The sequence below is a fragment of the Streptomyces sp. NPDC046887 genome, from assembly GCF_040644755.1.
GTDB lineage: Bacteria > Actinomycetota > Actinomycetes > Streptomycetales > Streptomycetaceae > Streptomyces > Streptomyces lichenis.
Genome location: NZ_JBEYXH010000051.1, coordinates 1 through 21,597, shown reverse-complemented (window position 1 = coordinate 21,597; position 21,597 = coordinate 1). Strand labels below are relative to the sequence as shown.

At 71.0% G+C, this 21,597-nt stretch carries 14 protein-coding genes and 2 pseudogenes; 8 read left to right on the top strand and 8 right to left on the bottom strand.

Annotation, left to right across the window (positions count from 1 at the left end; translation table 11 throughout):
- The first annotated feature begins 535 nt into the window (after positions 1–535).
- On the top strand, positions 536–1,771 hold the full coding sequence (locus ABZ945_RS30605; RefSeq protein WP_361276188.1) for an amidohydrolase family protein: 1,236 nt from the start codon (positions 536–538) through the stop codon (positions 1,769–1,771).
- Positions 1,772–1,800: 29 nt separating this feature from the next.
- On the top strand, positions 1,801–2,289 hold the full coding sequence (locus tag ABZ945_RS30600; protein ID WP_361276185.1) for a hypothetical protein: 489 nt from the start codon (positions 1,801–1,803) through the stop codon (positions 2,287–2,289).
- Between the two features lie 83 nt (positions 2,290–2,372).
- Here the strand turns inward: ABZ945_RS30600 and ABZ945_RS30595 are convergent, their stop codons facing one another.
- The 3 genes from ABZ945_RS30595 to ABZ945_RS30585 form a co-directional block, all read right to left on the bottom strand.
- A complete protein-coding gene (locus ABZ945_RS30595) occupies positions 2,373–3,413 on the bottom strand; it encodes a vWA domain-containing protein (protein WP_361276183.1) in 1,041 nt (346 codons plus the stop codon).
- Positions 3,414–3,496: 83 nt separating this feature from the next.
- Positions 3,497–4,822 carry a hypothetical protein gene (locus ABZ945_RS30590; protein ID WP_361276181.1) on the bottom strand — a complete coding sequence of 442 codons (1,326 nt, stop codon included), beginning with the start codon at positions 4,820–4,822 and terminating at the stop codon, positions 3,497–3,499.
- A gap of 105 nt (positions 4,823–4,927) precedes the next feature.
- On the bottom strand, positions 4,928–5,506 hold the full coding sequence (locus ABZ945_RS30585) for a TetR/AcrR family transcriptional regulator (protein ID WP_361276179.1): 579 nt from the start codon (positions 5,504–5,506) through the stop codon (positions 4,928–4,930).
- A gap of 134 nt (positions 5,507–5,640) precedes the next feature.
- Between ABZ945_RS30585 and ABZ945_RS30580 the strand changes: the two genes are divergently transcribed.
- Positions 5,641–6,279 (top strand): maleylpyruvate isomerase family mycothiol-dependent enzyme, encoded by a 639-nt coding sequence (locus ABZ945_RS30580; protein ID WP_361276177.1) that lies wholly within the window; start codon positions 5,641–5,643, stop codon positions 6,277–6,279.
- A gap of 25 nt (positions 6,280–6,304) precedes the next feature.
- Here the strand turns inward: ABZ945_RS30580 and rph are convergent, their stop codons facing one another.
- The 5 genes from rph to ABZ945_RS30555 all read right to left on the bottom strand — a co-directional run bounded on the left by rph (position 6,305) and on the right by ABZ945_RS30555 (position 14,801).
- A complete protein-coding gene (gene rph / locus ABZ945_RS30575) occupies positions 6,305–8,905 on the bottom strand; it encodes a rifamycin-inactivating phosphotransferase (RefSeq protein ID WP_361276174.1) in 2,601 nt (866 codons plus the stop codon).
- A 549-nt stretch (positions 8,906–9,454) separates the two neighbouring features.
- Positions 9,455–10,642 (bottom strand): P1 family peptidase, encoded by a 1,188-nt coding sequence (locus tag ABZ945_RS30570; RefSeq protein WP_361276171.1) that lies wholly within the window; start codon positions 10,640–10,642, stop codon positions 9,455–9,457.
- 35 nt (positions 10,643–10,677) lie between these two features.
- On the bottom strand, positions 10,678–12,051 hold the full coding sequence (locus ABZ945_RS30565; protein ID WP_361276169.1) for an APC family permease: 1,374 nt from the start codon (positions 12,049–12,051) through the stop codon (positions 10,678–10,680).
- On the bottom strand, positions 12,044–12,952 hold the full coding sequence (locus ABZ945_RS30560) for a carbon-nitrogen hydrolase family protein (RefSeq protein WP_361276167.1): 909 nt from the start codon (positions 12,950–12,952) through the stop codon (positions 12,044–12,046). The genes ABZ945_RS30565 and ABZ945_RS30560 overlap by 8 nt, the downstream gene beginning before the upstream one ends.
- A 46-nt stretch (positions 12,953–12,998) precedes the next feature.
- Entirely contained in the window at positions 12,999–14,801 is a 1,803-nt protein-coding gene (locus tag ABZ945_RS30555) for a hypothetical protein (RefSeq protein WP_361276164.1), read from the bottom strand.
- A 196-nt stretch (positions 14,802–14,997) separates the two neighbouring features.
- On the opposite strand from ABZ945_RS30555, the gene ABZ945_RS30550 reads away from it, so the two are divergent.
- The 5 genes and pseudogenes from ABZ945_RS30550 to ABZ945_RS30530 all read left to right on the top strand — a co-directional run.
- Positions 14,998–15,894, top strand: a complete 897-nt coding sequence (locus tag ABZ945_RS30550) for a LysR family transcriptional regulator (protein WP_361276161.1) — start codon at positions 14,998–15,000, stop codon at positions 15,892–15,894.
- Positions 15,895–16,263: 369 nt separating this feature from the next.
- Positions 16,264–17,523, top strand: a complete 1,260-nt coding sequence (locus tag ABZ945_RS30545) for a beta-ketoacyl-[acyl-carrier-protein] synthase family protein (RefSeq protein ID WP_361276158.1) — start codon at positions 16,264–16,266, stop codon at positions 17,521–17,523.
- A gap of 144 nt (positions 17,524–17,667) precedes the next feature.
- Positions 17,668–17,997, top strand: a complete 330-nt coding sequence (locus tag ABZ945_RS30540) for a CU044_2847 family protein (RefSeq protein WP_361276155.1) — start codon at positions 17,668–17,670, stop codon at positions 17,995–17,997.
- Between the two features lie 5 nt (positions 17,998–18,002).
- Positions 18,003–19,769 (top strand): annotated as a pseudogene (locus ABZ945_RS30535) (serine protease); the annotation flags it as partial.
- A 192-nt stretch (positions 19,770–19,961) separates the two neighbouring features.
- Positions 19,962–21,434, top strand: a pseudogene (locus tag ABZ945_RS30530) (ATP-binding protein); the annotation flags it as partial.
- Positions 21,435–21,597 lie beyond the last annotated feature (163 nt).

Genomic DNA, 21,597 nt, shown 5'->3' with positions numbered 1-21,597 from the left:
CGCCTCGCGACGAGAGCGGCCGGCCGCCCGCCCCACCCAAGCGACCGCACCCCCACCCCCCACCCCCCTGTATCCCCATCCGCCTAACTAAGCCGGTACGTATAACTCCCGTCTTTCCGTACCGAGGAGCCACCGGAAGGCCCGACAGACGCTCATCCACCAGCAGACCCGACGAGGCGTTGCCACGGCGCCGCCCGAATCCGTACACCGGACCCACCCGGCCGATCCGCCGACGGCCGCACTGTCCTGCCTCGCCGCCCCGACCATCCGCCCTGACCATCCGCCCCGGCCGCTGACACCCCGCCGCGCCCATCAGCCCCCGGTCCCGCCGGCCGATTGACCGGATCCGCTCTGTCACCTCCCGGTCGGCCGCTGTTGGATAGTGATCATCACAGGGTCCGAGGAGGCTACGGGCGCACTCGGCGGCGCCCCAGGGCGGGACCGGCCGCGCACGGTGGCATGAACGGGCGACGATCCTTCCCCTCCTTCCCCCCTCGTCAGTCCGCATCTTCATCTCCGGGAGGAGAGCACAGCCATGGATGCCATCGTCTCGGCCGGCCGGGTGGTCACCGGCCCCCGCGGCCGCCACCTCATCGACGCGGCGGTACTCGTCCACGACGGCACCCTCACCCAGGTCGGCCCCCGCGCCGAGATCGAGGCCCAGGCCCCGGAGGGCGCCGCCCGCTTCGACCACCCCGACGGCACCCTGGTCCCCGGGCTGATCGACGCCCATGTCCATCTGGTGCTGGACGCCGGCCCCGACCCGGTGGCCACCCTGCAGGCCACCGACGACGAGCGGCTCGCCCCCGCCATGGCCGGCCGCGCGCGGGAACTGCTGGGCTGCGGTGTCACCACGGCCCGCGACCTCGGCGACCGCAACGGGCTCGCCGCCCGGCTGCGCGACGAGATCGCCGCCGGACGTACCGCCGGGCCCCGGCTCCTCACCGCGGGCACCCCGGTGACCGCGCCCGGCGGGCACTGCTGGTTCCTCGGGGGAGAGGCCGACGGGCCTGACGCCATACGAGCGACCGTCGCGCGCAACCTCGCACGCGGGGTCGACGCCATCAAGGTGATGGCCACCGGCGGCGGCATCACCCGGGGCGGCCCGCCCATCTGGGCGGCCCAGTTCACCGCCGAGGAGCTGGCCCTGGTCGTACGGCAGGCGGCCGCCGCCGGTCTGCCGGTGGCCGCCCACGCGCACGGCACCGAGGGCATCGCGGCCGCCGTCACCGCCGGGGTCGCCACCATCGAGCACTGCACCTGGATGGGGCCGGCCGGCTTCGACGTACGCGAGGAGCTCGTCGCCGCCATGGTCGACCAGGGCATCGCGGTCTGCCCCGCCGCCAGCCCCGACTGGCGCGGCTTCGCCGAACGCTTCGGCACCGAGCGCGCCGAAGAGATGTTCGACCGGCTGCGCTGGATGCGGGAACGCGGCGTCCGGCTCATCGCGGGCACGGACGCGGGCGTCACCCACGCCGTCTTCGGCGACTTCGTCTCCAGCCTGGAGTTCTTCGCCCACATCGGCTGCACCCCCACCGAGGTCCTGGACCTGGCGACCGCCGACACCGCCCGCGCTCTGGGCATCGGCCACGACACCGGCTCCATCCGCCCCGGCTACCGCGCCGACCTCCTGCTGGTGGACGGCAACCCGCTCGACGACCTCCAGGCCCTGCGCGAGGTACGCCTCGTCATGGCCGCCGGTCGCCCCCACCTTCCCCACCCCGCCTCCCTCGGCACCCGCCTGCCGCCCTCGGGGCGGCGGAAGGACTAGTCCGCACGTCTTGGGGGACAGACCAAGTCATGAACGTTCACGACGACGGCCCCGACCCCGCCCACCGGCGTCCGCCCGGTGTCAGCGACACGACGGTGGAAGCCCTGGGGTCCCTGTCCAAGGCACTGGAGACCACCGAGCGAGCCCGCGGTCATCTCTACGCGTTCCACCAGCTGACCGGCACCGCGGACCTGGAACTGGACCATACGGTGGAGCTGCTGCGCGAAGCGGGGCACGGGCAGTGGGCCGACCGGGTGCGGCGCGAGATCCTGGGACGCAACGTCATCCCCGGCCACTGGACCTTCCAGCTCGTGGAGTCCTACAACGACACCTACTACGAGCCCTTCCGGCGGCTGGAACGCCGTGCCCTCGCCGACCTGGCCGAGGGCCGCGACCACCTCTACGAGGCCGAGATGAAGGAAGCGCGCCGCACCGCCGGCCATCCTGGCCACAGCGCCCGTCCCGGCGATCGCGACACCCCCGCCCCCGGCGGCCAGGACCGCGAGACCACCCCCTGACGGACCGGGACACCACCGCACGCACCCCATCCACCGCATGCACCGCGATCACCGCGTCCGTCGAATTCGCCGTATCCATGAATTCACTGCACCAGGAGCAGCCGGGTGTTCGGCGCCAGCTTCCGGTTCACGCTGGTGCTCTGCACGAATATCGTGTAGTGATCGTTCTGGTCGGGCTTGACGCGGGTTTCCGTGTCCGGCAGCCCCAGCAGGGTTCGGGCCTCAGGCCCGGTGAACACCTGGTCCGTCTTCTTCTCCAGTACCGCGATCTGCTTGTGCGCCTGGATCTTCTCCGACTTGCTCAGCTGATAGAACGCGCCGCCATTGCGGTAGGTGTGTCCGGATTCGGTGACCCAGGCACGGATCGGCGCCTCGCGGTCCACCGGGAGCAGCTGGTAGTGGGAGGGGTCGAGCGGGGTGAGCCCTGCCGCCTTGATGGTGTCCTCGTTCACCGCCTCCGCACCCGTGGAGAACACCGCCCGTGATCCCCGGATGCCTTGGGAGCGGCCCACCATGAACTTCTCGGTGGCCTGCTGGATGACCTCCCCGGCCTCCTCCAGCCCCTGGGTGCTGGTGGCGTCCCAGACGGCGACGTTGTCCTGGGGGAAACCGCAGTTCATGGCCTCGCGCTTGCCCTGCTGGTCCGGTACCAGGACGGCCAGTGTCCAGTTGTCCGGCTGCGTGGCGATCATCCCGGCCACGGCCCCGGTGAGACCCTGCCGATCCGTGCCGGGGAGGCCGGAACAGTAGTGACTGGCGTTCTCCTGCCCGTCGGTCAGGATGAACGTCAGGAAGCTGTGGTCACCGTAGAGTTGCGCGGTCTGCGCCAGCTCCCGCTGCGAGGTCAGCGCGGCCGCCAGCAGGGCGGTCATTCCACCGACACGGTAGAGCTGACGCAGCGACGGCATCCGCAGCACGTCCTTGTCGTAGATGACGCATTCCACCTGGTCCGCGAAGACATAGACGGTGACCCGGGTCTCCTGGTCCAATTCCTTTGACCGGCGGGCGAGATAGGCGATCTGCCGATCGGCTACCTCGACCACCGTGCGGCTCAGATGGGACATGGACGAACTGGCGTCCAGCACCAGGGCGACATGATTGATGTAGTTCTGGATTTCCGGCATGGCGCGGTTTCCCCCTCGTTTCCGATGCGGTGCACCTACCGTCTCACCCACCACTGACAACCGGCCCTGGCGCTGAGACCCCGTCAGTCCACGCCGGGCGGATCGACCAGCACCACCAGCGGACTCGGCCCCCTGCCGTCCCCGCGTCCGGGCTCGCCTCCGTCCCCGCGTCCGGGCTCGCCGAGGCCGGGGCCCGCCAGGACCAGGTTCTCGGGATAGAGCCGTCCCAGCAGGGCCAGCACCACCAGGCCGTCCTGACCGGTGGCGTCCAGGGTGACGGTGCCGGACTCCGTCCACACCAGTCCCGCCGCGCCCAGCGCGGACCGCACGTCCGCCGCCGTACGGGGAGCCTGGTCGGCGGCGGACGCGTCGACGGGCGCCGGTCCCGGGCGCTGGGCGTAGCGGTGGCCGCGTAGAGCCTGCCCGAGGTCCACGCGAGCGGTCACGCCGGCCGAGACGGTCTCGATCAGGGCGGTGCGGGTGCCGCCGGTGACCGGGGTGGAGACCATACGGGCGGTGAGCGGCCCCGAGGCGCCGGTGGCGGGCGGCAGTTGCTCCACCAGGGTGCGGGGCGCGGCGTAGTAGTCCCCGATCTCGGCGACATAGGTGGCGGTCTGGTCGATGCCCGGGTCGGGCCGCCAGGTCAGCAGGTGGCGGGGAGCGGTCAGGGGCGGCTGGTCGAGGACGGCGGGCAGGACCGTGCCGCCGGACGCGTCGAAGCCGTAGCCCTCCGGCCCTGAGGCACCGGTCACGACCTGGCGGGCGAAGGCGGTGATGCTGGTGTGCCGTACCCCGCGGACCAGCAGCTCGGTGAGGAACGCGTCACGGGCCGGCTCGGTGTGCCGCAGCCCGGTCGGGGTGACCAGGAGCGGGACGTCCTGCCAGTTGGTGAAGGGCAGCAGGGCGTCGCGCAGCAGCACCACCTGGTGCAGCCACTCGTTGTACAGCTGCATGGCGACGGGCCCGCCGCGCCGCCCGAGGAGGAGGTCGGTCGCGGGATGGGTGAGCAGATGGCCGTAGCAGTGGCTGCGGAAGACCAGGGGCCCGGCGGGCAGTGGGATCCGGTCGCCGAGCAGCCTCGCCGGCGCCTCGGCCGCCCAGGTGGCCAGCTCGCGGCCGATCTCCTCGGCCTGTCCGCCCAGTTCGCGGATGGCCTGGGTGCTGCCGGGGCCGATCGCCAGCGGCAGGGAGGTCTCCCGGGTGCCGAGGGCGAGTGTGGCGTGGATCTGCTCCGCCAGCACCTCGGCGTCGGCGGCGGTGAGGGCGTTGTCGTCGATGACCCCCTGGAGCAGGGGCTCGATGGCGGTGAGGAAGTCCCGCGCGGTCAGGGTGGTGCCGGCCGCCGGGAAGGTGTTCCAGCGGCTGCCGCCGAGAGCGGGCGCGCTCGGTGTCGTCGGGAGGGCGGTCATGGATCCTCCAAGGTCTGGTGGGGCTCGATGGTGCGGGGGCGGGGCGCCCCGGGTTCCGGGGGTCATTTTATGGATCGCTCGATACAGAATTCGGGTACGAAAAAATCAGTCGAGGGCGGCCAGCGCGACCTCCACGAGGGGTTCGAGGGCGCGGACGTCCGGTGTGACCTTCGCGGAGACCAGCAGTCCGTTGAGGAAGGTGATGAGGAAGGCGGCAAGGGTGCCCGGGTCATGGCGCGGCGCGATCTCGCCCCGCCCCGCCGCGGTGCTCAGCACCTCGGTGAGCGCCTCCCGGGTGGCGTCCTGCACATCCCGTACGAGGCGTCCGATCGAGGGGTCCCCGGGCAGGCGCTCGCAGGCGGCGTTGACCAGCAGACAGCCCCGGCCGCCGTGCTCCGCGGCGATCCGGACCCGCTCGACCAGCAGGGTGCGGACCGCCGCTCGGACGTCCGCCGACTCCTCCAGGCTGCGCAGGGCGGTCGCCCCGAGTGTGGTGCGGTAGCGCTCCAGGGCGGCCCGGTAGAGGCCGTCCTTGTCGCCGAACGCCGCATAGAGCGAGCCCTGCCCGATCCCCAGGTGCTGGGTGAGCTCGCGCACCGAGGTCGCCTCGTAGCCGCGACTCCAGAACAGATCCATCGCGCGGCTCACCGCCGCCTCCGTGTCGAACTCCCGGGTCCTTGCCATGACCCCACCGTACTCAATCTGGATCGTACGTTCAAGAAAACTCGGCAGCGACCTCCACCCACGCCCGGAGCGATGAGTTCTCACCCCGCCCCGAGTCCCTTCTCTGCGGACTCGATGGAAAAGCGGAGGCAACCATGAAGGACGACGTCTGGCCGATGGTGCACGCGGAGCGCGCGGCGCTGATCGCCGACCTGGCGCGTCTCGACGCGGAGCAGTGGCGGACGCCCTCGCTCTGCGCGGGATGGACCGTGCACGATGTGGCCGCGCACCTGGTCGACACCGCCCGTACGACACGGCTCGGCTTCGTCGCCGGACTCGTACGGTCCCGCTTCGACTTCGACCGCCTCAACAGCCGCGGGGTGGAGCGCCGGCGCGGGACCTCACCGCAGCAGACCCTGGAGCGGCTGCGCCGGGCGGCCCCGCGCAGGTCGGGCCCGCCCGCACCCCTGGACACCCGGCTGGTCGAGGAGGTCGTCCACGGTGAGGACATCCGACGCCCCCTGGGCCTCACCCGCCGCTACCCACCCGAGGCCGTCATCCGCTCACTGCGCCTCCAGGCCCGTACCCCCGCCTCGTTCGGCGGCGCGAAGGAACTGACCGCCCGCGTCCGGCTGACCGCGACCGACACCGAGCTGTCGATCGGCCGGGGGCCGGAAGTGACCGGCCCCGCGCTCTCCCTGCTGCTGGCCGTCTCCCGGCGCCGCCTCGCGCTGGACGAGCTCCACGGCCCGGGAACGCCCGCCCTCGCGGCAGCCCTCTCCCCTCCCCGGTAGTCGGCCCTTGCCTCCCCCCGCCCCCTCAACCGAGAATCTCGACGTACCCGTCCGTCCCGTGCACACGGATCCGCTGCCCGTCCCGGATCAGCCGGGTGGCCTGCCCCACGCCCACGACGGCCGGCAGGCCGTACTCCCGGGCGATCACCGCGCCATGGGTCATCAGTCCGCCCACCTCCGTCACCAACCCCGCGATCCCGACGAACAGGGGTGACCAACTGGGATCCGTGAACGTGGTGACCAGGATGTCGCCCGCTTCGAGATCGGCCTTCGACATGTCGAGGACCACCCGGGCCCTCCCCTCGACGGTCCCGGCGGAGACCGGCAGCCCGGCCAGGGCACCGGCCGGAACGCCCTCGCGCCGGTACGCCCCGTTGAGCGCCTCGCCCTCCGAGGTGAGCACCCGGGGCGGGGTGAGCGCCTGGTGCGACCGGAACGCCTCCTTGCGCCGCCGGACCAGCCCGCCGTCCACCCGCTGCGCGCGTACGGCCTCGTGGAACTCCTGGAAGGTGAGGTAGAAGGCGTCCTCCGGCTCGGCGAGCACCCCGGCCCGCACCAGCCCGTCCGCCTCCTCCAACAGGGCCCGCTTGTAGACGGACTGGCGATTGACGATCATGTACTTCGGGTACTCCCGGTACCCGATGAAGGTGCGGACCCGGTCGATCATCCGCTGGGTCTCGGCGGCCTTCCGCTCCCCGTCCGGTAGCTCCCGCAGACGCGACAGCAGCTCTTCCCCCTTCTTCCGCGCCTGCTCACGCCCCTGCGCGAAGCGCCGCTCGGCCGCGCCGGGCCCGAAGTTCCGGACGTTGTCGAGGATCGCGGGCACCAGCGTCCCGGGGCGCTCGCGCCAGCGCGGCCGGGTGATGTCGATCTCGCCGGCGCAGCGCATCCCGTAGCGGTCGAGGAAGGCCCCGATCGCCGTACGCGCCTCGGCACCACCCGCCAACCCCTCCAGCGCCCCCATGAAATCCTCGTCCCCGACGCCCCGCAGGAACGCCACCACCTCCGCATGCGGACGGATCACATCCGCGACATCCAGCAGTGCGAGGCCCATCTCCGAGGTGATGTTGCCGGGGGCGGACAGGGTGAGCGTGTCGGCCGCGTTCTTCTCGCCCAGCCACTCCCGCAACCGGTCGTTGAGCCACCAGGTGGCCTCCATCCCCGCCATGATCGCCTGAATGCTGAGCGGGTCACTGAGCACCCGCTTGTGCTCCTCGAAGGCCTCCAGCAGGAAGTCGAACAGCTCCGGTCCGCTCTTCGACCGGATACCGCGCTCCAGAGCGGCGAGGGACGCCTCGCTGCGCTGCACCAACGCGGTGACGAGGGCCGGGTCCGTCTCGATCGGAGCGGCCGCGCCGCCGGCCGCCGGGCCTCCGGGCCGCGCGTCCGGCAGCGAGGGGACGAAGCCCTCGCGGTCCAGCACGGTCTCCAAGGCATCCCTGGTCAGCGGATCGGACCGGCCCGAGAGGTCCAGCAAGCCGGCCCGGCCGGCCGGCGAGGCCAGAGTCCGGGTGACATCCACGAACAGCCTCCCGCCGGCCTCGTGCATCGGCACCATGGCCGTCAGCTGCCACATCGACAGCCCCAGGGGCTTCATGGCGTCGGTCATCATCTGCTGGTGCCCGACGGACACATAGACGCGGTTCTCCCCGTCGCGCACCTCCGGAACGGGGAACAGCGTGGTGATCGGCCGGCTCTGCACGATCCGGAATTCCTCGCCGGCCAGGCACCACTCGATGTCCTGCGGACGGCCGAGGTGCGCCTCCACCCGCCGCCCGAGCCCGACCAGCCGCACCACCTGCGCGTCCGTCAGGGCCGGCTCACGCTGCCGTCGCGGCTCGACCGCCACCTCCCGCGTACCGCCGCCGTCCGGCAGGGCCCGCACCGCACGCTCCTTTGCCCCCACCGCCCTGGCGACGACCTCGCCCTCCCGCACCGTGAAGACATCAGGGTTCACCAGACCGGAGACCAGCGCCTCACCGAGACCGAAACCGGCGTCCACGGTGGCGGCCTTCCGGTTGCCGGTGACCGGGTCGGCCGTGAACAGCACCCCGGACGCGTCCGGGAACACCATCCGCTGCACCACCACGGCCATCCGGACCGTACGGTGGTCGACACCGTTGCGCTGACGGTAGGTCACCGCCCGCTCGGTGAACAGCGAGGCCCAGCACCGGCCGATGTGCCGGAGGACCGCTTCCGGTCCGACGATGTTCATATACGAGTCGTGCTGGCCGGCGAAGGACGCCGTCGGCAGGTCCTCCGCCGTCGCGCTCGACCGGACCGCGTAGGCGGCCTCCGCACCGAGCCGCGCCAGCGCACCGGTCACCGCCGCCGCGACTCCGTCCGGGACGGCCACCGCCTCGATGCTCGCGCGAAGCTCCGCGCTCAACGCACGCACCCCCTCCCGGTCCTCCGGGTCCAGCGCGGACAGCCGATCGAGCCGAGGCCCGATCGACGGCACCTCCGCCACGGCCCGCCGAAAGGCCTCCGTCGTCACACAGAACCCGTCCGGCACATCGATGCCGTCGATCCCCGCCAGCACACCCAGCTGCGCGCCCTTGCCGCCCACCACCGCGACCCGTGACGCGCCGGCCTCCGCAAGACCCCGCACATACTCCTCACTCACCGTCGCCCCTCCGAGACCGTTCCGCTCCGCCGCACCGCCGATGTCCCCAGGTGCACTCGCGCTCCCGCTGATCACTGCTTGCCTTCCCTCCGACGAGCCGGCCGGGTACGCCACCCAGCCCGGACGGCCGGGCACACCGGCCCCACCGCCCCGAAGCCACGACCGCACGGCCGGCTCACCGCCGGTCCGCTCTCCATGCCCCAACGCCGCAGGTCGTGGCCTCGGCGGACGATTCTGCGGCACCCCCGGGGCCTTGCCGCAAGCCCCCCGGTGCGCTATACCTTGAGAAGGGCAAGGACACATCTCCTTGCCCTTCGCCGTCTTCAGCGCGCGGTCTTCTCCCAAGCGCCTACCGGGCCACCGGCGCCCTCGTCAGAGCCCCAGCGCGCCGAGCAGCTCGTCCACCGCCAACCGACCAGGGCCTGGCGCTTCACCCTCTCCCTCCGCAGCGCCTACGACCCCCGCGAAGGCGGCCTCCCGCGCGTGCGGGACGCGGTGGACCTCCCGCACCTGGGAACCGCTTGGCCAAGGTCCAGCGGAGCCGGCCGATCACGCTGAGGTCGGCCGGCTTGCCGGGTGCCCATCACACCGGGCCGTGTGCACCCCCTGTTCACGCAGCAGCCTCACCAGTTCCCCGTGGGGGAGTGCGGGTGTGCGGTGGCCGGCCCGGCCGGTCATCTCCTCGTTGGCGACAAGGGCGTTGAGCACGGCCTCCTCGACCGACTGCACAACGGCGTCGTAGAACGGGTTGATCCGTCCGGCGGGGATCGAGCGCAGCGTGTCATAGGTGTCCTCGCCGCCGAAGGAGGAGGCGAGCGCCCCCTCGTTCGCCGTGGAGAAGGCCAGGAAGATGTCGCCGGAGAAGTGCGATCCCGTGGTGCCGGTGCGGGCCAGCCCGAGCGGGACACGGCGGGCCAGGGCCTTGCACTGGTGGGGCAGCAGTGGCGCGTCGGTGGCGATGACCGCGATCACCGAGCCGGAGCCCTCGGGCGGTGCGGCCACCGCGGCGTTCGCCTGACCGCTCTGCTGCATCGGGTTGTCGGCGCGCAGGGAGGTGCCCACCCGGCGTCCGGCGACGGTCAGTTCATGGCGCGAGCCGAAGTTGGCCTGGACGAAGGCGGCGAGGGTGAAGGTCTCGGTGCCATGGAGGACCCGGCGGGAGGCCGTGCCGTTGCCGCCCTTGTACGCGTAGCAGTTCATGCCCGTGCCGCCGCCGACGGAGCCCTCCTCCACCGGGCCCGCCTCGGCCGCGTCGATGGCGTCCACCGCGTGCTCGGGCCGGATGCGCGGGGCGAGAATGTCGTTGAGATAGCCGTCGTAGGTCTCGCCGACCACCGGGAGCAGCCAACCCGCGCGCAGCTCCGGCCTGTTGGCCACCATCCAGTCGATCGCGCCGCGGTGCGCGGCGCCCACCGCATGGGTGTTGGTGATCAGCAGCGGGGTGGCGAACTGGCCCGCCTCCTCGATCCAGTGGCTGCCGGTGAGTTCACCGTTGCCGTTGAGGGAGTGCAGGCCGGCGGCGACCGGGACCCCCACGCCGTCGCGGCCGCGCGGCAGGATCGCGGTGACGCCGGTGCGCACGTCCTCGCCCTCGATCAGAGTGACCGTGCCGACCCGGACCCCCGGAACATCGGTGATCGCGTTGGCCGGCCCCGGTGTGCCGTCGAAGGGGATGCCGAGGGCGCGGGCGCGCGGCTTGCCGGAGGGGGTACGAAGGTGGGCGGGGGTGGTGGTCATGGGCCGGTCCTGGTGAGTGGGGGACGGTCGTCGGGTCACACCGCGGCGGGCTTGGCGGGCTCCTCGGGCGCTGGAGCCGCTCCCTGCCCGTCCAGAGTCAGCTCGGGCGCGGGCCGCCGGAAGCCCCTGGTGAGGAACGCCAGATAGACCAGGCCGACCGCCAGCCACACCGTACCGATCCTCAGTGCCGTGCCGCCCAGTTGGCTCAGCAGGTAACCGGAGACGGCGACACCGGCCAGCGGCAGCACCAGGAAGTGGACCAGGTTGTGGCGGCGGCCCGCCGCGCGCTCGCGGACCAGGTAGGCGATGACGGAGACATTGACCAGGGCGAAGCCGAGGAACGCCCCGAAGTTGATGAAGGACGTGGCCGTGGCCAGGTCCAGCCCCATCGCGAGGACGCCGGCGGCGGCGGTCAGCAGCAGCCCGGTGACGGGTGTGCCCAGCTTGCGCGAGAGCCGGCCGAACACCGGCCGGGGCAGCACGCCGTCGCGGCCCATCACATACATCAGACGGGCGGTGGACGCCTGCAGGGCGATGCAGGAGGCGATGCCGCCCGCGACCGAGACCAGGTTGACGATGTTGGCATAGGCCTCCCCGCCGACCAGGACCTTGATGTCCCAGGCCGCGGCGTCCTCGTTGGCGAACGCCCCGCCCGGGTGGACGAGTTGGAGGACGAAGGAGAGGACGAGGAAGATCGCGCCGGCGGCCACCACACAGGCGATGATGCCGCGGCCGACGGTCCGGGCGCCGTCCCTGGTCTCCTCGCCGAGGGTGGAGATCGCGTCGAAACCGAGGAAGGAGTAGGCGGCGATGGCGGCGGCCGCGGTGACCGCGCCGACGGAGGTGTGGGAGTTCCACAGGGCGTCGGTGACCGGGCCGGTGTCGTTCCGGCCCAGATAGACGACGCACAGGGCGGTGAACAGCACGAGCGAGCCGACGGCCACGGCCATCAGGACCTTGTTGACGCGGTCGGCGAGCTTCATACCGAAGACGTTGACACCGGTGGTCACTGCGACGACCAGGATCAGCCAGACCCACCGGGGCACGGCCGGGAACTGCGCTTCGAAGTAGATCGCCTGGATCAGCCAGCCGACCATCGGGATGAAGAAGTAGTCCAGGAGCATCGCCCAGCCGGCGAGGAAGCCGATGCGGCTGTCGAGCATCCTGCGGGCGTAGGAGTACACCGACCCGGCGCCCGGCACCACGCGCGCCATCTTCGCGTACGACAGCCCGGTCAGCAGCATCGCGGCGGTGGCGACGGCGTACGCGGTGGGGGCGGCGCCGTCGCTGGTGGCGGCGACCACGCCGAAGGTGGTGACGACGATGCCCGGCGAGATGTACGCCAGGCCGAACAGGACGACCGAGGCGAGGCTCAGATCGCCCTTCAGTCGGAGGTCTCGGTCACTCATCGCACAGTCTCCTCACAGGTCGGGCCGGGCCGGGAAGGACGGCTCGGGTGGCCGGGGCCCAGGTGGCGGGGTCGATGCGGCCCCCGTACAGCGGCAGCTCCAGGGCCGGGTCGCCGGGGCGGAACTGCTCCCAGACCCGGTTGAGCCCGGCGGTGCCGTAGCGGCGGACGTTGGTCACCTCGTCGAGGTCGACGACATCGGTGAGGGTGCTGTCGCCGTCGTCGGGGGCCTGGGAGCGGACCGTGCCCTGGGGGTCGGCCAGCAGGCTGCGGCCGACGCCGGAGGGGGCGGCGGAGTTGACGCTGGCGACGAAGACCTGGTTGGCGATGGCGTTCGCCCGGTTCAGGACCTCTTCCTGGGCGCGGTCGCTGGTGGCGGTGCGCACCACGTTGACGATCAGCTCGGCGCCCATCCAGGCCAGGTGCCGGGAGATCTCCGGAAACCAGGTGTCGTAGCAGACGGAGATGCCGATCCGGCCGGTGCCGGGCAGGTCCACCACCTGGAACCGGCTCCCGGGCCGGGTCGTCTCGTACGGTCGCCAGGGGCAGATCTTGCGGTACGCGGCCAGGCGCTCGCCCTCGGGCGAGTAGACCGGCGCCGTGTTGTAGACATGGCCGTCGCCGCCGCGCTCGTAGACACTGCCCGGCACCAGCCAGATGCCGAGGTCCCCGGCGAGCTGCGAGAAGACGGTGTCGCGCTTGCCGTCGGCCGGCTCGGCGGCGTCCTCGGGGGCGGCCGGGACACCGGGTGCGCTCTCCCCAAGGTGCAGTTCCGGGTAGACGACGAGGGCGCCGGGCGCACGGAGCCTCACCCGGCGCTCGACGTCGGCGGCGAAGCCGCTCAGGTCGTCGGCCGGACGGCCGGGCGCCTGGGCGAGGATCAGCGGCAGGGGACGGGACACGGAGGGATCACCAGCCAATCGAGAGGGGTACGGGGCAGGGCTCCGCTCACAGGCCCGGGGTGCCCTCGGCCGCGGGCAGCTTGTGCAGCTCGAACACCGGCCAGAGGTAGGCGTACTCCGCGTTGTCGGAGAAGTAGTAGTACGTGGCACCGTTGGGCAGCATCACGATCTCGTCGCCGCTGACCCCGGACATCGACGGGACCCAGAAGTCCGTGCCGTCCGCGTACCCGTACGCGGCGAAGGCCGGGTTCACCGCCTCGACATGGACGGCCCAGGTGCACTGGTGGTAGTGCAGATAGGACTTCCCGGAGGAGGCGCACGGCAGGCCGCGGTCGCGGGGGTCGCGCTGGAGCGACGCCGACAGGGACGTCCGGTCCAGCAACTGGCGGCCGGCGGCCCGCCCCAGGCGCACGTTCAGGAAGCGGGAGAGCTTCGCGGCGTCGTCCTGCGTGAGGTACAGGCCGTAGCCGCCGAGCGGCTGTCCGCTCGCGCTGTTGTCCGTGCGCAGGCACTGGGCGCGGAACCCGGCGCTCAGCCCGGCGGGCCGGTAGACCTCCTCGTCCAGGAAGGCGAACAGGTCGGCGCCGTCACCCTCCTTGCGCCTGAGGTAGCGCGCGAGGGCCAGGGTGGCGAGATACGTGTCCGAGGTGCGGTAGTTCCAGTAGGTGCCCGGGTCGGCGGCCTGCGGCCAGTCCAGGGCGAGCGCGGTCTTGGCGGCCTGGCCCTCGGCCAGCACGAAGTCGTCCATCGCCCCGCTGTTCTCGTCGACCTCGTAGCCGGGGGAGGTGTAGTGGCCGCTCGCCATGTCGAGGAGGTCGGACACGGTGACGGCCGACCAGCCGGCCGGCGCGTCGGCGGCCTCGGGCACCAGGTCCGTCAGAAGGAGCGCGCCGACGTCCTCTCCGTACTTCCGGGACAGCCGCAACCGCGCCAGGTTGGCCAGAGCCGTCTTGGCGATCGAGTACGACGGCAGGCGCAGCGACTCGGGGAAGGCGTAGACGCCGTGCCGGGTCCGGGTCGCGCTGGTGTAGTTGACGCCGTTGTAGTAGACGCCGAGGGCACTGATCGCGCTGGTGGTGACACCGCGGCCGAAGTTGGCGGTGTCGATCGCCGCCTCCGGGTAGTCGATGGCGAGCCGCTCCAGCGGCCGCACCGGGATACGGTCCGCGACCTCGGCCAGATGCGCCCGGCGGATGCGGCCGGCTCCCGGGACGGACTTCGGGACGTAGGCGGCCGCCCGCCGCCCCCAGCGGTCGAAGCTCAGCCAGGTGCAGATCTCCTGGGTGATCTGGAACCGGACGTCGCTGACGCCCCGGCCGTCGAAGAGGAATGTCATGGCGCCGCTGAAGGTGTCGTTGGTGTTGCGGTGGCAGAGCGTGAACGGGAACGCGGCCCGATCGGCTCCGCCGTCGCCGTCCTCGTGCCAGATCCGGCCCGGCCCGACGATGGCGTTCCAGGCGGTGTGCCCGGTGTACTGCAGCCCCTGGGTGACCGGCACCAGATGGGTGCCGGTCTGCACGAAGGTCAGGTCCATCGGCGGCAGCGACCGGTACGCCGCCGAGGCCATCAGGTCCCACCGGTCCTCCAGGACCGTGCAGCCTCCGCTGCTATCCGTCGCGCCGAGCCTGAGGGAGCCCCGGAAGTGGTGGCGCGGCGAGCCGGCACCCGCCGGGAAGGCGAACGCGGAGTCGTCCACCGGGGCGGTGGCCTCACCGCCGCGCAACTCCCGCGCGGTGAGCAGGGTCCGCCGGGGGTGACGGGCGGCCTGCGCGGGCCCGGCGGCGCCGACGGGCACGAGGGCAGCGGTGGCGGCGGTGGCGGCGAGCAGTCGGCGGCGGCTGAGAGGCATGGTGGGTCACCTAACGCGGGAGGGCGAGAGAAGACAGGCGATGTCGCGAGCCGGGCGGATCCGACCGGCGATACCGCGTGATTCTTGAAGAACCCACCGATGCTGTCCAATACTCGTTCCACAGCATTCCCATGCCCACAAGGCATCGCAGCCCCCGCGACCAGCGCCCCCAGCCGACAGAACCCATAGGACCCCCATGGAGCTACGGCACATCCGGTACTTCCTCGCCGTGGTCGACACCGGCTCCACGGCCCGCGCCGCCCAACGGGTCCACACCGCCCAGCCGTCGCTCTCCCGGCAGCTGCGCGCCCTGGAGGCAAGCCTCCGGGTGAGCCTGTTCGAGCGGGGCGGTGCCCGGCTGCGGCTGAGCGCCGCCGGGCACCGGTTCCTGCCGGTCGCCCGCGACCTGGTCGCCCGCGCCGACAGCGCGGCCTCACTGCTACGGGCCCTGGCGGACGGGGCGCCACCCCGCCTGACCATCGCCGCCCCCTCGGCGACGGTCGCCGACGTGATCGCCCCCTACGTCGCGTCGGCGGGCCCTGGTGCTCCGCTGGTGGACGTGGTGGAGGCGACAGGCGACGCGCCGTATGCCGCACTCTCCCGGGGCGCGGACCTCGCCGTCTCGGCGAGCCCGCCGCCCGTGGGCGCCGAGGCCCGCACCATCGGCCACCCGCCGCTGTGGGTCTACGCACCGCCGGACCACCCCTGGCACACCGCGCGGCGACGCCATGTCGAGCTGGCCGAACTGCTGGCCGAACCCCTGCTGCTGCCCACCACCGAGCACCACACCCGCGTCATCCTGGACCGCGCGGTGGAGGCGGTCGGCGGCCGCTACACGGTGCTGTCCCAGACGGCGAACCCGCTGCTCGCCCAGGCACTGGCCGCCGCCGGGCACGGCGTCGCCGTCGTCTCCGAGGACCCGCGCCACGGCCTCCCCCCGCTGCTCGTCCACGGCCCGGACGGCCGACCGCTCACCATGACGCTCACGGCCGCCTGGGAACCCACCCACTACACCGCCGACCTGCTCGCGTCCGTCGCCGAAGGCCTCGCCGCCTACTGCGCGGACGCCTACCCGTACTGGCCCGGCGACTGAGCGGCTCCGGACCACGAGGAATCCCGGCCGACCGAAGCGCCCGCCGCACGTGATACTTGCCCAGGGGGCGATCATGAACGGGCACACCACGAAGAGACCGGACGGGACGCTGAACGTCTGCGTCCCGGCCGACGCGAGCGCCCGGTACCGCCCGCGCGTACCGCGCCCGGGAATGGGCGCGTCCCCGCCACCGTCCCACCGGTGCGTTCCGTGGACGCCCGCACCACCGCCCCGATGTCGGCGGGCAGCCCGAACACGCAGCCGACGTCTCCCCGCCCCACCTGACATGTCACCCCCCAACCTGGCGCGCCGTGTTCGCCGCATGCTGCCGACCGGCGCCGAACAGCACACCGGAGCGACGGCAGAGGCATGACACACCGCACGAACACCTACGCGCGCACGGACGTCGTGGTCACCGGTATGGGCACCGTCACCCCCTTGGGGGCCGATACGCCCACCACCTGGAAGAACATGCTCCAAGGACGCTCCGGCGCCCGGAGCCTCACCGAGCCGTGGGCACAGGACCTCCCGGTCCGCATCTGCGCCCCCGCCGCTCCCAGCACCTGCCCAGACCTGCCACCCGCGCAGGCCCGGCGCATGGACCGAGCCACGCAGCTGGCCCTGACCGCCCTTGCGGAAGCCTGGACCGACGCCGGACTGGACGACGAGCCGGCTCTCGACCGCGAACGCCTGGCCGTCTGCGTGTCCTCGATCATCGGCGTGCAGACCATGCTGTCCGCCCACGACACCCTGCGGCACAAGGGATGGCGGCATATGTCACCCTTCGCCGTCCCCGCCCTGCTGCCCAACAGCACCGCCGCCCAGATCGCCATCCGCTACGGAGCCCAGGCCAGCGCCCACGCCCCCGTCAGCGCCTGCGCCTCCAGCACCGAGGCCATCTCCCTGGCCGCGGACATGATCCGCCTCGGCCGCGCCGACATCGTCATAGCCGGCGGCACCGAAGCCCCGATCCATCCCTTCGTCATCGGCGGCTTCGCCGCCATGCGCGCCCTCTCCCGGCGCAACAGCGAACCGGAGCGCGCCTCCCGCCCCTTCGCCGCCGACCGCGACGGATTCCTCCTCGGCGAAGGGGCCGGCATCCTCATCCTCGAATCCGCCACCCACGCCCGTGCCCGCGGCGCCCGCGTCTACGCGCGGATCCTCGGCGCCGGCATGTCCGTCGACGGATACCGCATCGCCCAACCGGAACCGAACGGGCGCGGCGCCGCGAAAGCCATCACCCGCGCCCTGGCCGAGGCCGGCCTGGGACCGGACGACATCCGGCACGTCAACGCACACGCCACCTCGACCCCCGCCGGAGACCTCGCCGAAGCCCGCGCCCTGCGCCACTCCCTCGGTGCGGCATGCGACCAGGTCGCGGTCTCCGCGACCAAGTCCATGACCGGCCACCTCCAGGGCGGGTCCGGAGCAGTCGAGGCCATCGCAGCCATCCTGGCCCTCCACCACCGCCTGGCACCTCCGACGATCAACAACGCCCCGAAGGACCCCGCCATAGACCTGGACATCGTGACCGGCACCCCGCGCCCCCTGCCCGCGGGGCCCCTGGCCGCACTCAGCAACTCCTTCGGCTTCGGCGGCCACAACGCCACCCTCGTCGTCGCGGTTTGAGGCCGTATTGCCGATTGGGTCGGGTGCGGGCCGGACCGTCCGGCCGGTCCACTTGTACGGTTCGGCTGCGCGGAGCTTGCCCGGTGATCGAGGATGGGGCCTCCGGCGGCAGACAGGCTGCTGTCGAGACGTGGGGGAGGATCCATGGAAGATGCCCAGCTGTTAACGATGCCCATGGACAGCGACGGGTCCGGCACGGTCGTCTTCGAGGTCGACGGTGGACTCGGGAGTTCCGACCTCGAGCTTGCCGCGGGCGGCGACGTCGTCGGCAGAGCCCGAGTGTCACTCTCGGAAGCTCTCGATCACGTACGCCCCGTCCTCACCCGTGTCATCGACGCGACCCGTGACCTTGGTCCCGACGAGGTCGAGGTCCAGTTCGGTCTCAAGATGGGCGGCGAAACCGGCGTCATCATCGCCAAAGGCTCAGCCGAGGTGAATTTCGCCGTCCGCATGGTCTGGCAGCGCCCCGCCTGACTCTCATGCGAGTACAGCGCGAAGGATTCATTGTCAAGATTCGCTGCGGTGCTTCGGACGAAGCCATCGGGGTCGGATTCGTCGTCGGCCACAAGCAGATCGTCACCTGCGCGCACGTCGTGAACGTGGCGCTGGGACGGCAGAAGACCGATCGAAGCACCCCGCCTGAAGGGGCCAGGGTCCAGGTCGAGTTCGTCCTTCTCGGCGATGCGGAAGGCGGCCCCGTCCGCAACTGCCGCGTCAGCGCATGGGACCCGCCGTCCATGAACGGCCGCGAAAGCCGTGACGTGGCGGGTCTGACGATCGTCGGCGGAGACGAACTGCCCGGCCGTGCAGGCCCGGCACGCCTTGTGGGCGCTAACGCCAGCGACACACCTGTCATGGTGTTCGGCTACCCGCGCCTGCCCGCCCGTGGAGTGAACGGAGCCTGGAGTCCGTGCGTGCTCAGAGGGATCGTGGGCGGCGGCCTCGTCCAGCTCGACTCCACCAGCGAAGCCGCGCTGCGCACCCAACCCGGGTACAGCGGAGGACCGGTGGTGATCGAGGACCGGTGGGGACACGCGGCTGTCGGCATGCTCTCCATCGCGAGCAAAGACGGTGTCACGGGTGATGCGTACGCCGTTCCGCTGGCGGAGATCGCGACGGCCTGGCCTGAGGCTCTGGGACGGACGATCTCTCCACCCTGTCCCTATCGGGGTCTGCAGACATTCACTGCGGCGGACGCGAAAGCCGGCCTGTTCGTCAGCCGTGAACGAGAGGTGAAGCGACTTAGAGACATGATCAGGACCCAGCCGTTTGCAATGGTGACCGGCCCGTCCGGAGTCGGCAAGTCCTCACTCGTCGCCGCAGGACTGCAGCCTGCACTCGAAGAGGACGGATGGCGAGCTGCCACGTTCAGACCCGGAACAGCGCCCTACGAGTCCGTCGCCCGCGCACTGCTGGACCTTGAACACCCAAGATCCGCACCCACCCTCCAGCAGCTCGACGCCATGACCGCGTCCCTACGCGCCGACGGCTTCTGGAAGGTGGCCGAACGTCTCACCGTTCTCACCCACAAGCGCCTAGCACTGATCGGCGATCAGTTCGAGGAAGTCTTCAGCGGTGGCACCCCGCCCCACGAACAGTTGTCCTTCCTTCAGCATCTGCTCCCTCTCCCGGACTCCCTCCCCAGCGCGAACGTCCGTCTCGTCTGCACCTTGCGCGCCGACTTCCTACCCGATCTGCTCGCCCTGCCCGAAGTCGGCTCACGACTGCAGGACCGGCAGCTGAACGTCTCCCCTCTGGACGAAGCGGGACTGACCCGAGTGATCGTCGAACCCGCCCGACAGGCAGGTGTTGCCTTCACACCAGGCCTCGCCGAAGCGATCGCCTGCGAGGCGAGCAAGTCCGCTGGCAGTCTGCCCCTGCTCGAGTTCGCCCTCACCGAACTGTGGCCGCTGCAACGGGAACGGCACATCACCTTCGACAGCTACCACAACGTCGACGGGGTCGCCGGAGCGCTGAACCGGCACGCGGAGAAGGTGCACGAGCTCCTCACCCAGCAGTTCCCCGAAAGCCGCATCCGCCGAGTCCTGCTCTCCATGGTCCGAGCCCGCGGAGGATCCGCGAGCGCCGTCCGCGTGACAGCACACCGTGACCACCTCGGAGGCGACTGGTACCTCGCCCAGCTGCTCGCCCAGCCCGAACACCGGCTCGTCGTCATCGGGCCCGGGGGAGCGGATACGGCGGAGATCGCCCACGAGGCACTCATCCGGGAATGGAAGCGCTTGGCCAACTGGGTCGACGAGGACGCCGACTTCCAGCAGTGGCTGGCCGTCATGGAAGAACGCGCTGGGGAAGAAGACCTCCTGTCGGCCACACGGGTCGCCGAAGCCCAGCGCTGGCTCGGCGAACGGCCGGCGGACATCCCCGAAGCAGTCAAGAAGTTGGTCGAGCACAGCAGCTCCGAGATCCTCAAGCAACGCCAGACCCAGGAGATGCTGAGTGAGTCCCAGGAACTCACCGAGCAATTACGCGAACGTTCCGCCGAACTCGAAAGGCAGGCGAGCGTTCTGGTACGGCAGAACCGGGACATCGAGCTGCGACACCTGGAAACCGAAGAGGCGCGCCAGGTCCTGGAGGAGAGAGCCGAGCAACTCGCCAGCTCCATGCGCTACAAGTCCGACTTCCTGACCAACATGTCTCACGAACTGCGCGCCCCGCTCAACTCGCTCCTCATTCTGGCCAAAGCGCTCGCGGACAACCCCGAAGGAAATCTGAACTCCAAGCAATTGGAGTTCGCCGAGGCCATTCACGGTGCCGGATCCGACCTGCTCCATCTGATCAACGACATCCTCGACCTGTCCAAGGCAGAGGCAGGCAGGCTGGACGTCCTTCCGACCCGCTTCGCGCTCGTCCAACTCGTCGACTACGTACAGGCCACCTTCCAGCCGCTGACCGACGAGAAGGGCCTCGATTTCACCCTGCAGGTGTCGCCCGAGCTTCCCGGCACGCTCTACACCGATGAGCAGCGTCTGCTGCAGGTGCTGCGCAACCTCCTCGCGAACGCGGTCAGGTTCACCGATGAAGGAGGTGCCATCGGACTGCGGATTCAGCCGGGCGAAAGAGACGTGCCCCGGCCGGTCCGCCAAGCCATGATCGAGTCCGGGACACTGCAGGAACCCGACGACGAACTGATCGCCTTCTCCGTCACGGACACGGGCATCGGCATCGAGCCGAACAAGATGAAACAGGTTTTCGACGCGTTCAGACAAGCCGACCAGCCCACCGGCCGCAGCCGGTACGGAGGGACCGGCCTCGGGCTGTCGATCAGCCGTGAGCTGGCCCAGCTGCTTGGCGGGGACATCACCGTCTCGAGCCGGCCCGGTGTGGGATCGACCTTCACTTTGTACCTTCCGCTCTATCCCGCGCACCCAGGTGCCAAGGAACGTCGGCGGGCCCCGGAACCTGCGCGTCAGCAGCAGGCGGCAGCCCCCCGAAGGACACCCGCACTGCTGGAACCGAGTCCCGGACCGAAGCTCTGGAGGAACGAAAGGAAATTGCCTCGGGAACCCCTTTTCTTCCGGAACGAATGGGTTCTTGTCGTCGATGACGACATCCGCAATGTCTTCGCCGTGACTACCATCCTGGAGAAGCACGGCCTAAGAGTGCTGTTCGCCGAGAACGGCCTCGAAGCCATCCAAGTCCTGAAACGGAACCACCAGGTCAAGGCTGTCCTCATGGACATCGTCATGCCCAAGCTGGACGGCTATGAGGCGACGCGAGTCATCCGTCAGACACCGTCGCTCGCAAACCTTCCGATCATCATGCTCAGCAGGAAGGCGTCGAAGGCCGACCGGGAACAAGCGCTTGCGGGAGGCGCCAGCGACTATCTTTCCAAGCCCGTCACCGCTGATCGTCTGGTCGAAACCCTCCACCAGTGGATCAGCAGAGCGTGACAAGAGACCTCACTGGATCCAGGTCAGACGTGACGTGTCCACCACGCCGGACAAGCGGCTCAATCAGTTTGGCGGATGGACGGGTATGAGCACACCGAAGGTCCGCACGGTCCTGGGATCCGGGTGTACGGCACCCACGGACGCGCCCCCCTTGAGGCCGACC